Here is a 13,829-nt window from a genome sequence, read left to right as displayed (position 1 = left end):
TTCCATGACCCCCGCTCCCGCCATCGGCCAGCACATCCGCTTCTCCAAGACCATGACGGTGGCCGAGCAGGCGCTCTTCACCGGCATCAGCGGCAATCTCGGTGGCCTCTACGTGGACCGCACCAAGGCGCGGGACGCCGGCCTCGCCGATATGGCGGTGTTCGAACTGGCGGCCTCGTCGCTGCTCACCACCTGCCTGTCCCGCCTTGCCGGCCCAGCCCACCGCATCGCCGATTTCTCGGTTTCCTTCGCCCATGCGGTGCCCGTGGGCACGACGATTGCGGCGCAGGCGACGGTGAGCGGCCTCGATGCCGCCGGCACGCTCACCTGCACCCTTGAGGCCTGCGTGGGCGAGGCGGTGCTGATCCGCGGCACCGCGCGCCTCGTGCCGGTCTCGGGGGGCGCCGATGTATGAGATCAAGCCCTTTGCAGATCTGAAGGTCGGCGACCGCGTGCGCGTGTCGAAGACCGTGACGGAGGCCGACGGCAGCCTCTATATCGCCGCTACCGGAGATTTCGGGCCGGTGCATATCGATGAGGACTTCGCCTCCGGGACCAAATTCGGCCAGCGGCTGGCGCCCGGCATCATGGTGGCGGGGCTCTGCACCAGCGTGCTGACGGCGGAGCTCGCCGGAATTCTCGGCGTCTCCATCGAGGACCGCTTCTGGTTCACCGGCCCCGTCTTCTATGGCGACACCATCACCATCGACGTGTGGATCGCCGAGCGCGACGAGGCCACCCGCACGCTGACCTGGGAAGCGTCCGCCGTGAACGAGGCGGGCCAGGAGGTGCTCAAGGCCCGCGCCACCCTGAAATTTCCCCGTCCCCGCCCGGTCGCCTGAGAAAGCCCCCGAGAACCCTGCATATGAGCGACGCCACCTTCCCCTTCGGCGGCATCTACGCCGCCACGATCTGTCCCCTGGATGCCTCCGGCGCCCTCGATGCCGAGGCGCTCCACGCCCATCACGCCGCCGTCCTCGCCACCGAGGGCATGGCGGGCCTGCTCGTGAACGGCCATGCCGGCGAGAATTTCGCCCTGGAGCGGCAGGAGTTGAGCGAGGTGGTGCGCGCCGCCCGGTCGGTGGCCGGAACCGGTCACAAGGTGGTCGCCGGCATCAATTGCGAACGCTCCGATATCGCGGCCCGCATGGCGGAGGACGCCGCGGCAGCCGGGGCCGACGCGGTCATGGTGTTTCCCCCCTTTTCCTGGGCACTGGGCGCGGACGATAGGGCCATCGTCACCCACCACCGGATGATCGCGGCGGCTGCGGGCGTGCCGATGATGCTGTTCCAGGGCGCCGTGGGCTCGGGCAAGACGGCGTTCCGGCCCGAGGTGCTGGCGCGGCTTCTGGAGATCGAGACCGTCGTCGGCATCAAGGAGGGCAGCTGGGAAACGGCGGCCTATGACGCCACCCGGCGGCTGACCCGCCGGCTGCGCCCGGACGTTGCGGTGATGGCCTCTGGGGACGAGCACCTTTTCCCCTGCTTCGCCCTCGGCAGCGACGGCAGCCTCGTGAGCCTCGCCGCCGTGGTGCCGGAGCTGATCGTCGCCCTCGACCGCGCTGTCGCGCGCGGCGACATGGCCGCCGGCCGGGCCCTGCATGAGCGGCTCTATCTCCTCGGCCGCATCGTCTATGGCGCCCCCGGCCATCTGGCGACGCTCCGGCTGAAGACCTGCCTCCATCTGCTGGGCCGGCTGGCATCAACCCGCTGCCGGCCGCCGGTGGACACCCTGCCGGAGACCGAAGTGGCGCGGCTGCGCGAGGCCCTCGCCGCCGCGGGCCTGCTTCGCGCTGGATCCCCAGCCTGAGAACACCACGCGAGGACCCCCGCCCCATGACCGATAGGCCCACTGGCACGCCCCCCATGATCCATATGGTGATGGTGGATATCGCCCCCGAGCAGGAAGCCGCGTTCAACGAATGGTATGAGAACGTCCACATCCCCGAGATCCTCGCTTGCCCCGGCTGGCGTTCGGCGAAACGGTGGCTGGTGGACGAGGGTGGGCCGAAATATGCCGCGCTCTACGAGATCGATGGCCCCGAGGTCTACGACACCCCGGAATTCAACGCCATCAAGGGTTTTGGACCCTTTACGGAGTTCGTGGCCAACTTCCGCCGCATCCGCCTGAAGCCGATTCCCGGTCGCCCTGGCGATTGGGTCGTGGCATCCTGACCGCAAGGGACCGCTTCCCTCGTGGGCTTCATGAACCTCCGCCAGCTCGAAGTCTTCCGGGCCGTGATGCGCTGTCGCACCACGGTGGGTGCGGCGGAGGAACTGGGCATGTCGCAATCGGCGGTGTCCAATGCCATCCGCCACATGGAAGACCGGCTCGGCTTTGCCCTGTTCGAGCGGATCTCGAACCGGCTGGTGCCGACCGATGAGGCGCGGCTGCTGCTGGAGGAGGCGGAACCGCTGTTCCTGCATCAGCGCGCCGTCGCCGAGCGGGCGGCCGACCTGAAGGCCGGCCGGGCCGGGCGCATCCGGCTCGTGGCCACCGCGGAACTCTCGGAAACATTGCTCCCACTCGTCATCCCCCGCTTTCTCGTCGGACGCCCGGGGGTGCATGTCTCCCTCGACACCCGGCCGCTGGTAAGTGTTCTGGAAGCGGTGGAAACCGGGCTCGCCGACATCGGCGTGGCCATGGAAGCCGACAGCCGCCACGGGCTCGAGGTGAAGCCGGTGGCGGAACTCGCCGCCGTGGCCATCTGCCGGGCCGATGATCCGCTTGCCGCCTTGACTGTCGTGACCCCGACCGATCTGGCGCAGGGCCCCCTCGTCGCCCCGCGTCCCGACAACCGTATCGGTCTTCTGATCGCGGAAGCCTTCCGCCGCGCGGGCGTGCCCTATCAGCCCGCCATTGACGTGCGTTTCCTGAACGTCGCGGCCCGACTGGTCCAGGAAGGCTGTGGCGCCACGATTTTGGACGAGATCACCGCATCCGCCAGCCGGTTCGACGCTCTCGTGGTGCGTCCGTTCCAGCCGGATATCCGGCTGAGGCTGCAGGCCGTCCTACCGCGCGGCCGCGCATTGTCGCGGCTTGCACAAGATTTCCTCGCGGTGCTGGAAACCGAGACCCGGTCCCGTCTCGCCGGGCTGACCGGAAGCTGATTTCGGGCGCCTCAACCGGCCAGATCGACCACCAAGGGTCGGGACAGGGGCTCCACCAGGGTGTCCGGCCGGCTGCCGCGCCACATGGCCATGAGGAAATGGCCGGGGTCGCTCGCAGTGGTGAGGCCGGCATGCCAGACGCCGGCATCATAGAGGATGGCCTGCCCAGGCGCGCCGAGGAAGGCGGCCAGCGTTTCCGGGTCCGGCCGCCCATCAGGGCCGGCCAGCGCCACCACCACGACGGGACGGGATTCGGTGATCGGAAGGAAGACCTGCGCAGTGTAGGGATGCGCCTCCAGTTCAGTGATGGTCGCCGGCAATGCCATGGGGCGGACGTCGAAATGCGACAGGCACAATTGCGGCGCGGTTTCGCGATGGGCAAGACTGGCGAGCAGATCCGTCCGGTCGGCGTGGCCGAGGTTCACCGTATAGGTCGCATCCGCCACCAGCACTTGCCCGAAGGGGCGGAACGCGTCGGCCGTCAGCGGCCGCAGAACGTGCGCGCCGGCTTCCAAAACCGGCATGCCTGTATCGGAACTCATAGGCCTGTTCTTTCATCGTAGGGACGGGCAGACCGGGCTGCCGGTGCGGGAACAAATCATCTAGACTTACCAGTCTGACCAGTTTTAACTGGTATGCATAACGCAGTCGGCCCGGCGGCTCGCGAGGATGCAGGCGCGGCGCGCGAAGCGGAACATGAGTGTGCTGAAGAAAGCGACCCAACCGATCCCGATTCGCACCGCCGAGGCCATCCAGGCGCTGATCCGCGAGCGCGGGCTGAAGGCAGGCGATGCGCTCCCGGCCCAGCGGCAACTGGCCGATCATCTCGGCGTGTCACGCCCGTCGCTCCGCGAAGCGCTCTCCATTCTGGAGACCCTCGGGCTCATCAGCGTGGAGGCGGGCCGCGGCGTCTATGTGATCGATCCGGCCACCCGTGCCGCGGCGCCGGCGCAATGGCGTTACAATCAGCTTTTCAGCCTGCGCGACGTCTACCAGACCCGGCTTGCCATCGAGGGGCTGGCGGCCGCCCTTACCGCCACAACGATCCATGGCGGTGTGATCGCCGAGTTCGACGCCATCAGCAGCGCTATGGATGCCGCAGCCGAGCGGCGCGACGGCCTGGCGCTCGCCGACGCCGACACCCGCTTCCATGACCTGATCTTCTCGCTGTGCGGCAACGCCATGTTCCAGAAGCTCTATCAGGACATCCGCACCGTGTTCGTGGAAAGCCAGCGCATTCCCATGACCGAGCGCGAGCGGCTCAGCGAAACCGCCGCCGAGCATCGCCGGGTGCTGGAGGCCTTCGCCGCCCGCGAGCCGGAGGCGGCCCGGCGGGCGATGGAGAGCCACATCCTCAATTCTGCCGCACGGGCCGGCCTCGCCATCCTGTGAAACCGCGGTTGCCGGCCGCGCCCGGCCCGTCCGCCCGTCTTTCGTCATGACGCGGCACGAGCGACAAGGGCCGCGACCAGTGCCGTTCCGCCGTCGATTAGCAGGTTGATGTCGTTGGTGGCGATCACCGTCCTCGCTCCCAACGCAAACGCATGGCTTTCGAGCAGCGCTTCCGGCACGCCGATGACCGAGAATTCCTTGCCGGCGGCAGCAGCAGCGGCAGCGATGCGTGCAAAGGCGTCGCGCACCTGCTCATGCCCCACATCGCCGGGATGCCCAAGGCTCACCGCCAGATCGTTGGCGCCCACCATCAGCGCATCGATGCCGGGAACGGCCGCGATGGCCCCCGCGTCCGCCAGTCCGTCGGCGCTTTCAATCATTGCCGTAACCCGGATTTCGGCTTCGCAGCCGGCCATGAGTGTCTGCGGATCGACGGCACGGAAACCGAAGATGGCCAGCGGACTCGGCACGGAGCGGTTGCCCGCCGGCGCAAAGCGGGTGCGATCGGCGATCCGGCGCGCCTGATCCGCACTGTCCACATGGGACACGATCACGCCCGTTGCGCCGCAGTCGAGCACACGGGCAAGGTCGGGATGGTCCGGCCCGCCAACGCGAACCTCCACTGGAAAGTTGCCCATGCGCCCGGCAAGGCAGAGCGCGGCGACGTCCCCGATGGCAAGCGCGCTGTGCTCCATATCCGCCACCAGCAGGTCGAAGCCGGCGGTGCGGGCGACGCTCACCATCTCCACGCTGCGAAAGACACAGGCGGCCAGGCCAAATCGGGGCATCAGAAGTTCCTCGCGAACAAGCACGGGCGACGGACGGGACAGCTGTGCCGGCGGCTCGCCGCTTGTGCGCACCGGAACGAACGGACTTTGGAAGACGGCCGGACTGGCGCTCAACGCACGGGGTCAGGCGAAAGGCCCGCTCCCAGCGGCGCTGCCCGGTCTCAGGCAGATGGCACGGCCGCATCAGGCACGGACCTTGCGCAACAAGGGAAAACACCTCCGGCCCGACGGGCTTGCATCCCTCGTGCACGACACTTCAGAGAGAAGCAGATAATTTCATTTAAAATCGCCCATGACTCGCGCTTTTATTCCACTGGAAGACGGATTCTATTTAGATGCAAACGATCAACAACAACTACATCCTCCCGCTGAAAGGAAAAATAGGGTATACTGATCCATACATCATCTGGTCTGACCAGATTTTCATAAGCCCTCCGCGTGGGCAAGGCTATTTTTTGGGCATCCACGTCGGAGCGTGTCTCTCAGACGACGGGATATGAATATAACATACAGATATGTAATAATTTTCGGCCGCACCCTCCCCGTCCTTTCACTCATTTGACAGGCCAGACCAGTTCGACGCACGGACCGTCGTGGCGCGAATTGGCAGCACAATCTCATCGCGAAATCAGCATCTGCTCAGTCTCGCGGCGGCGGTGACTGAAACTTCGCCAATACCTGATCTGGACCGGAAGGCTGCGATCCGCTCAAACTGACGCCGACTAGCCCGCTCCCCACTCGTTTCGCCCGCGCCTCCCAACCGCGTGGAGCCGGCTGGCCTTCCTACGGAGACCCAACCTTGCCCGAGTTCGATCTCGCCATTCGCGGCGGCACCGTCGTGACCGCCGCCGACACCATGAAGGCCGACATTGGCATTCGTGATGGCCGCATCGTCGCCCTGTCCGCCTCCGTCACCGGCGCCGCGCGCGAGATCGACGCCACCGGCCTTCTAGTGCTGCCGGGTGGCATCGACAGCCATGTCCACATCTCCCAGTATCAGGGACCGGACATCTCCATGGCCGATGATTTCGCCAGCGCCACCGCGGCGGCGGCGGCGGGCGGCAACACCTGCGTGATGCCGTTCGCGCTCCAGCAGCGGGGCACCTCTCTGCGCCAGTGCGTGGAAGAGTACCGCGCGCTGGCGGAAGGCCGGTGCATCATCGACACCGCCTTCCACCTGATCATTTCCGACCCGACGCCGGAGGTGCTGGGGCAGGAACTGCCGGCGCTCGTCAAGGATGGCTACACGTCGTTCAAGGTGTTCATGACCTATGACGACCTGGTGCTGAACGACCGCCAGCTCCTGGAGGTGTTCGACGTTGCCCGGCGCGAGCAGGCGCTCGTCATGGTCCATTGCGAGGGCTATGACGCCATCCGCTACATGACCGAGCGGCTTGAGCGTGCTGGCCAGACCCGTCCCTTCTTTCACGCGGCCTCCCGGCCGCAGGTGGTGGAACGCGAGGCCGCCCATCGGGCCATCAGCCATGCCGAACTGGTGGATGTCCCGATCGTGATCGTGCACGTGTCCGGTCGCGAGGCGATGGAACAAGTGCGCTGGGCCCAGCAACGCGGCCTGAAGATCTATGCCGAGACCTGCCCGCAATACATCACTTTGACGGCGGAAGACCTGGATGGGCTCAACATGGAGGGCGCGAAATATGTCTGCTCCCCGCCGCCGCGGGATGCGGACAGCCAGGCCGCCATCTGGGAGGGGCTGACGCAGGGCGTGTTCCAGACCTTCTCGTCGGACCACTGCCCGTTCCGCTACGATGCCGTGGATGGCAAGCTGAACCCGAAGGCGCGCACCTCCTTCCGCTGGGTTCCCAACGGCATTCCGGGCGTGGAGACGCGCCTGCCGATCCTGTTCTCGGAAGGGGTGTCGAAGGGCCGGATCTCGCTGCAGACCTTCGTGGCCCTGACCGCCACCAACCACGCGCGCCTGTATGGCCTTTATCCGCAGAAGGGCTCCATCGGCGTCGGCTTCGATGCCGACATCACCCTGTGGGACCCGGCCAAGCGCGAGACCATCCGGCAGGAGATCCTCCATCACGGCGCGGATTACACCCCGTGGGAAGGCTTCGCCGTGACGGGTTGGCCGGTGATGACACTCTCCCGGGGCGTGGTGGTCGCCGAGGACGGCAAGGTGACGGGGGCCGCCGGCCACGGGCAGATCCTGTCGCGGGACATTTCCGACTTCGCCCGGCCGCGGGGGCTGTGAGGGCCAACGGCCCCGGGGTGTGCCGGGGCCGTACGCACGGGCCGAGGCGTTCCGCGCGAAGCTTGGTCGACGCGCCGGCTGCGACCATTGCCGTGGTCATGCGGCGGCGGACGTCCGGTTGATCAGCCGGCCCGCTGCTCTTCCGCCGCCCGCACCATCCGCCGCTTCACCTTGCCGAAGCCGTCCCGTGGCAGGGCGGCCACCACGGAAAGGCTTTTCGGCAGTTCATCGGCAGCGAGCGATCCAGCGCAGTGCCGACGCACGCCAGCCAGCGTCACCGCAATTGTGGCATCGGCCGGCTCTATCACCACATGCACCCGCTGACCCCAGTCGCGGTCATCAAGGCCCACGGCCACCACATCGCGCACCCCAGGACAGGACAGCACCGCCGCCTCCACCTTCTCGGGATGCACCTTCACACCGCCGGAATTGATCACATCGTCCCGCCGGCCGGCGAGATGGACATAACCATCGCCATCCACGGAAGCCATGTCGCCGACACTGACGAAGCCGTCCGCATCCTCGCGGGACGCCACGCCGGGGTCGAGATAGCGCACCCGCGCTTCCGGGGTCACATCGCCGTCGCGGCGCATGAAGAGCTCGCCGACTTCGCCCGCAGGCAGGAGCGCGCCGGCTGCGTCGTAAATCCGCGCCGCGCTCTGGAAGGGGCGGCCGACGGAGCCGCGATTTGCCAGCCATTCGGTGCCGGTGATGATGGTCTGGCCGACATTCTCGCCGGAGCCGTACATCTCCGTCACGCGCTCTGGACCGAGGCGCTCGATCCAGGCTGCCTTGAGCCAGCCCGGGCAGGGTGCGCCGGTGTGGTACAGCGCTTCCAGCGAGGCGAGGCTGTGGGGGCGCCGGGCGTCTGCATCCAGCATGCGCACCATCATGGTGGGGACCACCATGGCGAACCCGACGCCGAAACGGTCGATGGCATCCAGCGCCAAGTCCGCATTGAAAGCTTCCAGCACCACGAGGTGATGGCCTTCGAACAACCCCATCTGCGCCCAGGTGAGCGGCGCGTTGTGGGACATGGCGCCCGCCACCAGTTGCACCTGGTCGGCCCGGAAGCCGAGCGCCGGCGCCACGTCCCCCCAGGGTCGGCCGGGCACGAAGCGCCAGGGCAGATCGTCGGCCATCAGCTTCGAGACGCCGGTGGACCCGCCGGAGAGCAGGATCTTGCCCGGCCGCGACACCTGGTCGGGCACGACCGCATCAACCCGCTCGGCGACGTCCTCCCAAAAGCCGGGCAGCGGCACCACCCGGTGATCGTCCGGAACCACGTCGGGGGGCACCACGACCAGCGCCGCCTTCGCGCGGTCCCACATGCCGGCCAGGATGGTGGCCGGCTGGCGGTGATCGAAGGCGAGCACCGTGCCACCCATGCGCCACACGCCCAGGACAAGAGCGATGTGGGCGAGCCCATTGGGCAGGCCGATGCCCACCACGCTGCCCTGCCCGAGGCCCCGGTCCATGAGGGCGCCGGCGATCCGGTCCACGAGGCGGTCGAGGGGCTCCCAGCCGATGGGCTGGGCTGTGCCGTCCGGGGACAGCACCGTGATGGCCGTGGCGCTGCCCCGCGCGCGGGCATGGCCGCGCAGGCGGGCTCCGAAACTCACGGACGCATCTGCGGTGACGGGATCAATCATGGTGCGGAAACTCTCGACGAAACGGCGAAAGGGCGGGGCTCGGGCAAAAGGCGCCCGGAGAGCCCGAAGCTGGCGCATCGCGCCCACAGGGTCAAACGAGGCTGAGGCTTTCCAGCACGGCCTTGAGGGGCGCCCGCCTGTCTTCCGGAAGGGGGAGCCGGGGCGCACGCGGCGGGCCGCCCGGCTGGCCGATCATGCCGAGGGCTGCCTTGGTGGCGGACACATAAAGGTCGCCGGCCAGCGCATCCAGCAGCGGGGCGACGCGGTCGGCGATCGCCCGGCTGCCGGCGAAATCGTTCTCGACGACGGTGCGGGTATAAAGGTCGGCCGAGAGCGCAGGCGCGATGTTGGAGAAGACGGAGACATAACCCGCCGCGCCCACCCGGTAGCTCTCCCACGGATGATAGCCGGAAAACACGGTCATGCGGTCGCCGCACAGCCGGATGATCTCCGCCGTGCGCGGCACGCTGCCGCTCGATTCCTTGATGTAGGAGACGTTGTCGATCTCCGACAGCCGCGCGACCAGCCGCGCCGGCAGGTCCACATTGGACGTGAAGGGGTTGTTGTAGATCATGATCGGAATGTGGATCGCCGCGGCGATCGCCCGGTAATGGGCATAGATCTCATCCGCCGTGGGCGAGGAATAGAAAGGCGGGATAATCATCACGCCGTCGGCGCCGATGCTTTCCGCCTCCCGCGTCAGTTCGACGGCCTCGTTCGTCCATTCGGCCGCGGTGCCGATGAGGACCGGCACGCGCCCGGCGGCGGCCTCCACCACGATCTCGCCCACGCGGCGGCGCTCGGCCCGGGTGAGCGACAGGAATTCGCCGGTGGAGCCGAGCGGAATGAGGCCGTGAACCCCTTCGCGCACCTGCCAGTCCGCGAAGCGGGCGAGCCCCTCCTCGTCCAGGCGCCCATCGGCTGTGAACGGGGTGACCATCACGGTGAAACTGCCTCGGAAGGACGTCACGGCACAAGCTCCAGGATCGGGCGAAAAGGAAGCCGCATCCTGCGGACGCGGGAGACGCGATCCGCCGGGCAGCAGGCTCTGGATTATTATTTGATCTAACATACGCAGATCAAGTTGACATCTGATCATATTTTCAGCCAATCAATGGTCCGACGACAGGGTGGCGCGGCAGCGTCGGCCCCCTGCCGGAGCCTTTGCGCAGGACCCCGCCATGCCCTTTCTCGAAGTGAACGACTTTCCCGGTGCGGACGGGCGCGCGCCTGCCGCGCGGGCTGAAGCCGCCCGGCGCATGACCGCGGCCTTGGCCGGATGCTGGGGCATCGATCCGGCCATCATTTCTTGCTATTTCCAGCTTTATCCTGCCGATGCCTATGCCCATGCGGGCGAGATGCCGCCGCCTGCGGACACGCGGCGGATCTTTGTGAAGCTCCATGCCATCGTCCGCACGGCAGACATGCGGCGGGCAGCCGCTGCGGCCGTCACCCGTGCTGCGGCGCAGAGCTACGACGTGCCGGACAAGGCCATCGTGATCTATTTCTTCGAGCGCACGGTGAGCGAAATCGCCCATGGCGGCGTGCTTGAAGGCGGCACAGGCCACATAACTTGATCAAATCATAGCCAATTCGGAAATCGGGAGATCAAAGACCGTGCATCGCTTGCTCACCGGCGACCAGCGCCTCGTGATAGACACGGCCCGCCGCTTTGCCGAGGCCGAGATCCTGCCGGCCGCCTCCGCCATCGACCGGGACAACCGCTTCCCGCGGGAGCTGTATCGCGGGCTGGCGGATCTGGGCCTGTTCGGCATCGGCCTTGCTGAGGAGAAGGGCGGCGCGGGCATGGATGCGGCCACCGCCTGTCTGGTGATGGAGGAGATCGCCCGCTGCTCCGGCGCCGTGGGCAATGCCTTCGCCATTCCGGTAGAAGCCGCGCGCTTCCTCGCCGAGCACGGCGGGGCGGTGCATCAGGCCCTCGTTCCGGGGGTGCTGGCGGGCGATGTCATCGTCGCCACCGCCGCGACCGAGCCGGACTACGGGTCTGACGTGGCGGGCCTGCGCACCCAGGCGGTGCGTGACGGAGACGATTATGTGATCACCGGCACCAAGGCCTGGGTCACCTTCGGCGAGATCGCCCATGTGGTTCTGGTATTCGCCAAGACCGACCCCCAGGCGGGCCAGCGCGGCCTCAGCTGCATCATGGTGGAGACCGACCGCCCCGGCATCAGCCGCGGCAAGGCCGAGGAGCTTCTGGGCATGCACGGCCTGGCCGAATGCGGCCTCAGCTTTGATGGTGTGCGGGTGCCCATCGCCAACCGCCTGGGGCCGGAGAACGGCGCCTTCAAGATGGCCATGGCCAATTTCAACTTCTCGCGGCTGATGATGGCCTCCATGGCGCTCGGCATGGCGCAGGCCGGGCTTGAGGACGCCCTGGCCTATGCCCACAGTCGCATCCAGTTCGGCGCGCCCATCGCCAGTTTCCAGGCGGTTCAGTTCATGCTGGCGGACATGTCCACGGACATCTCCGCCGCGCGGCTGCTCATCCAGCACGCGGCGCGGCTGATGGATGCCGGCCACGAGATCGCCCGGGAGGCGGCGGAGGCCAAGCTGTTCGCGACCGACATGGCCAACCGCGCCATCTCCAACGCCCTGCAGATCCATGGGGGAAATGGCTATTCCCGCGCCTACCGGGTGGAGCGGCTCTACCGGGATGTCCGCCTCTCCCAGATCTATGAAGGCACCAACCAGATCCAGCGGCTGATCATCGCCCGCCAGCTCGCCCGCGCGCACGGCTGAGCCCGCCGCCCGCGCGCCCCACCGACGCAAGGAGCCTGCCTTGACCCGATCTGTTGACCTGTCCGGCGTAACCGTCGCCACCATCCTGCCCTTTCACGATGATTTCTCCATCGACTGGGCGAGCTATGAGCGGGTGCTGACCTATTGCACCCGGCCGAAGGGCATTCGCGCCGTCTTCGTCAACGGCCATGCCGGCGAGGGCGCGACCCTTGACGATGCCGAGCGCATCGAGGTGATCCGACGCACCCGTGCCTTCATCGGCCCGGACGTTCCGCTCCTGAGCGGCATCATCGCTTGGTCCACTGCCGAGGCCGTGGCCCAGGCACAGATGGCCGAAGCGGCCGGCGTGGATGCCGCCGTGCTCTTCCCCCTGCCACAATTCTCCGGCGGCGCGGGTACGGATCCACGCTATGCGCTGGATTATGTGGACAGCGTGCTCGCCGCCACCTCGTTGCCCCTCTCCATCTTCCAGCAGCCGGTGGCGTCGGGCTACGGCTTCTCATCATCCGTTCTCGGCGAACTGGTCGCCCGTCCGCGCGTGATCGCGGTGAAGGAAGGCAGCGGCGATATTGGCCTCTATGAGGACAACCTGCGCCGCATCAAGGCCGTAGCGCCGGGCTGCTACATGCTGCCCTCCAACTATCACTGGCTGGTGGCGCAGGTGGCGATCGGCGCCGATGGCATCCTCTCGGGCATGGCAAGCCTCATTCCGGACCTTCTCAGCGACCTCTGGTCCGCCGCCGAGGCCGGCGACCTGCATACCCTGCGGGCGCTGAACGACCAGCTGTACCCCATCGTGCGGACCATCTACGGCGCGCCGCCGCTGATCGAGATGCATACCCGCATCAAGGTGGCGCTTCGGCATCTGGGCCTGATCAGCTCCGCCGTGCCCCGCCGCCCGCTGCTGCCGGTGCCGGCCGACGTGGCGGCGCGCGTGGGCCAGGCCGTGGATGCCGCCGGCCTTGCCCGTCTCCTCTCGGCCTGATCGGCGCCGGAGGCCACCCAAATGCGACCGGACCGGCGCCCCCTCCCCTTACAAACGCTTCAGTGCAGAGTGTAAGGAGCGGGGCGGCCGGTTTCGTCCGCCCGTTCCCTTCCTGCGGTGGATTCCATGACACTTTCCCCCCGCACCGGCCGACAGACCCCGACCGGGGAAAATGGCGAAGACGCCGCCAGCAATTCGGTCGAGCAGGCCTGCCTGCTGATCCGGCAGGACATTCTCTCCGGTCATTTTGGTCCCGGCGCCCGCATCAAGGTGGCGGACCTCTCCAGCCGCTTCGGCTTCTCGGCCATGCCCCTGCGCGAAGCCCTGCGCAAGCTGGAAGGCGAGGGGCTGGTGGAAATCGAGCCCAATCGCGGCGCCACGGTGCGCAGGCTTGACCGCAGCTTCATCGAGGATCTGTTCGAGCTGAATGCCGAATTGCAGCTGCTCGCCATCCGCCGCTTTCTGCGCGTGATGACGCTGGACAAGCTCGACGAATTGGAGGCGCGGGCGACGGCCTATGCGGAAGCCGTGGCGGCGGGCGACCGGGAGCGCGGCGTGCGTCTCAACCGCGACCTGCACGCCCGCATGGTCGAGTTCGGCGGCAACCGGGAAGCGCTGCGCATGTTCCTGCGCGGCTGGGAACTCATCGGCGCCTTCCGCCTGCGCTACGGCTACGGGCCGGGCCGCGAGCGCGGCTTGGTGCGCGAGCACCGGTTGCTGCTGGATGCGCTGCGCCGGCAGGATCTCCAGATGGCCGAAGCCATCATCCGCATGCAGCAGGCCGCCGTGCTTGAGGACCTGTTCGCGCAGCTGGGTGACGACGAGCGCTGACCCGCGTCCCGTTGGTAAGCCTGGCCCTGCGAAGTCCCCGCCCCTCCCGCCGCGGGCCGGAACGAAACCGAGGACGTGGCGGGCGGGGCCGG

General features: G+C 67.6%; 15 protein-coding genes. 11 read left to right on the top strand and 4 right to left on the bottom strand.

Annotation, left to right across the window (positions count from 1 at the left end; all coding sequences use genetic code 11):
- The first annotated feature begins 4 nt into the window (after positions 1-4).
- The 5 genes from V5F63_RS06880 to V5F63_RS06860 are packed head-to-tail and all read left to right on the top strand — an operon-like array spanning position 5 to position 3,111.
- Positions 5-415, top strand: a complete 411-nt coding sequence (locus V5F63_RS06880) for a MaoC/PaaZ C-terminal domain-containing protein (protein ID WP_394102920.1) — start codon at positions 5-7, stop codon at positions 413-415.
- On the top strand, positions 408-842 hold the full coding sequence (locus V5F63_RS06875) for a MaoC family dehydratase (protein ID WP_394102919.1): 435 nt from the start codon (positions 408-410) through the stop codon (positions 840-842). The genes V5F63_RS06880 and V5F63_RS06875 overlap by 8 nt, the downstream gene beginning before the upstream one ends.
- A 23-nt stretch (positions 843-865) precedes the next feature.
- Complete coding sequence (locus V5F63_RS06870) at positions 866-1,810, top strand: dihydrodipicolinate synthase family protein (RefSeq protein ID WP_394102918.1); 945 nt, start codon at positions 866-868, stop codon at positions 1,808-1,810.
- A 26-nt stretch (positions 1,811-1,836) separates the two neighbouring features.
- The gene (locus V5F63_RS06865) at positions 1,837-2,175 is read left to right on the top strand and encodes a DUF4286 family protein (RefSeq protein ID WP_394102917.1); all 339 of its coding nucleotides are present in this window, start codon (positions 1,837-1,839) and stop codon (positions 2,173-2,175) included.
- A 30-nt stretch (positions 2,176-2,205) separates the two neighbouring features.
- Positions 2,206-3,111 (top strand): LysR family transcriptional regulator, encoded by a 906-nt coding sequence (locus V5F63_RS06860; RefSeq protein ID WP_281066405.1) that lies wholly within the window; start codon positions 2,206-2,208, stop codon positions 3,109-3,111.
- An 11-nt stretch (positions 3,112-3,122) separates the two neighbouring features.
- Here the strand turns inward: V5F63_RS06860 and V5F63_RS06855 are convergent, their stop codons facing one another.
- Positions 3,123-3,635 carry an ureidoglycolate lyase gene (locus tag V5F63_RS06855; protein ID WP_209488339.1) on the bottom strand — a complete coding sequence of 171 codons (513 nt, stop codon included), beginning with the start codon at positions 3,633-3,635 and terminating at the stop codon, positions 3,123-3,125.
- Positions 3,636-3,807: 172 nt separating this feature from the next.
- On the opposite strand from V5F63_RS06855, the gene V5F63_RS06850 reads away from it, so the two are divergent.
- Complete coding sequence (locus V5F63_RS06850; protein WP_209488338.1) at positions 3,808-4,503, top strand: FadR/GntR family transcriptional regulator; 696 nt, start codon at positions 3,808-3,810, stop codon at positions 4,501-4,503.
- A 44-nt stretch (positions 4,504-4,547) separates the two neighbouring features.
- Here V5F63_RS06850 and V5F63_RS06845 read toward each other — a convergent pair whose 3' ends face one another.
- The gene (locus V5F63_RS06845; RefSeq protein WP_394102916.1) at positions 4,548-5,405 is read right to left on the bottom strand and encodes an HpcH/HpaI aldolase family protein; all 858 of its coding nucleotides are present in this window, start codon (positions 5,403-5,405) and stop codon (positions 4,548-4,550) included.
- Positions 5,406-6,090: 685 nt separating this feature from the next.
- Here V5F63_RS06845 and hydA point away from each other — a divergent pair.
- Positions 6,091-7,509: a dihydropyrimidinase gene (gene hydA / locus V5F63_RS06840; RefSeq protein WP_394102915.1), complete on the top strand. Its 1,419-nt coding sequence runs from the start codon at positions 6,091-6,093 to the stop codon at positions 7,507-7,509.
- A 122-nt stretch (positions 7,510-7,631) separates the two neighbouring features.
- On the opposite strand, the gene V5F63_RS06835 is transcribed toward hydA, so the two are convergent.
- Positions 7,632-9,131: an AMP-binding protein gene (locus tag V5F63_RS06835; RefSeq protein WP_394102914.1), complete on the bottom strand. Its 1,500-nt coding sequence runs from the start codon at positions 9,129-9,131 to the stop codon at positions 7,632-7,634.
- 121 nt (positions 9,132-9,252) lie between these two features.
- Positions 9,253-10,131, bottom strand: coding sequence for a 4-hydroxy-tetrahydrodipicolinate synthase (gene dapA, locus V5F63_RS06830; RefSeq protein ID WP_394102913.1), 879 nt, complete (start codon positions 10,129-10,131; stop codon positions 9,253-9,255).
- Between the two features lie 211 nt (positions 10,132-10,342).
- Between dapA and V5F63_RS06825 the strand changes: the two genes are divergently transcribed.
- The 4 genes from V5F63_RS06825 (at position 10,343) to V5F63_RS06810 (ending at position 13,737) form a co-directional block, all read left to right on the top strand.
- Positions 10,343-10,738: a hypothetical protein gene (locus V5F63_RS06825; protein WP_394102912.1), complete on the top strand. Its 396-nt coding sequence runs from the start codon at positions 10,343-10,345 to the stop codon at positions 10,736-10,738.
- 40 nt (positions 10,739-10,778) lie between these two features.
- Complete coding sequence (locus V5F63_RS06820; protein WP_394102911.1) at positions 10,779-11,921, top strand: acyl-CoA dehydrogenase family protein; 1,143 nt, start codon at positions 10,779-10,781, stop codon at positions 11,919-11,921.
- Between the two features lie 40 nt (positions 11,922-11,961).
- The gene (locus tag V5F63_RS06815) at positions 11,962-12,906 is read left to right on the top strand and encodes a dihydrodipicolinate synthase family protein (protein ID WP_394102910.1); all 945 of its coding nucleotides are present in this window, start codon (positions 11,962-11,964) and stop codon (positions 12,904-12,906) included.
- A gap of 126 nt (positions 12,907-13,032) precedes the next feature.
- Positions 13,033-13,737 carry a GntR family transcriptional regulator gene (locus tag V5F63_RS06810; protein WP_209488330.1) on the top strand — a complete coding sequence of 235 codons (705 nt, stop codon included), beginning with the start codon at positions 13,033-13,035 and terminating at the stop codon, positions 13,735-13,737.
- The last annotated feature ends 92 nt before the right edge of the window (positions 13,738-13,829 follow it).

Origin of the sequence: Xanthobacter wiegelii (assembly GCF_043193855.2) — a bacterium.
In the GTDB taxonomy this organism is placed as follows: Bacteria; Pseudomonadota; Alphaproteobacteria; order Rhizobiales; family Xanthobacteraceae; genus Xanthobacter; species Xanthobacter flavus_A.
The sequence above is the reverse complement of the archived record's forward strand: the minus strand, read 5'-3'. Positions and strand labels throughout refer to the sequence as shown.

Excerpts from the sequence above, each read along its gene's own strand:
- V5F63_RS06880 (WP_394102920.1), top strand. The coding sequence starts at position 5 with ATGACCCCCGCTCCCGCCATCGGCCAGCACATCCGCTTCTCCAAGACC.
- V5F63_RS06875 (WP_394102919.1), top strand. The coding sequence starts at position 408 with ATGTATGAGATCAAGCCCTTTGCAGATCTGAAGGTCGGCGACCGCGTG.
- V5F63_RS06870 (WP_394102918.1), top strand. The coding sequence starts at position 866 with ATGAGCGACGCCACCTTCCCCTTCGGCGGCATCTACGCCGCCACGATC.
- V5F63_RS06865 (WP_394102917.1), top strand. The coding sequence starts at position 1,837 with ATGACCGATAGGCCCACTGGCACGCCCCCCATGATCCATATGGTGATG.
- V5F63_RS06860 (WP_281066405.1), top strand. The coding sequence starts at position 2,206 with ATGAACCTCCGCCAGCTCGAAGTCTTCCGGGCCGTGATGCGCTGTCGC.
- V5F63_RS06855 (WP_209488339.1), bottom strand. The coding sequence starts at position 3,635 with ATGCCGGTTTTGGAAGCCGGCGCGCACGTTCTGCGGCCGCTGACGGCC.
- V5F63_RS06850 (WP_209488338.1), top strand. The coding sequence starts at position 3,808 with ATGAGTGTGCTGAAGAAAGCGACCCAACCGATCCCGATTCGCACCGCC.
- V5F63_RS06825 (WP_394102912.1), top strand. The coding sequence starts at position 10,343 with ATGCCCTTTCTCGAAGTGAACGACTTTCCCGGTGCGGACGGGCGCGCG.
- V5F63_RS06810 (WP_209488330.1), top strand. The coding sequence starts at position 13,033 with ATGACACTTTCCCCCCGCACCGGCCGACAGACCCCGACCGGGGAAAAT.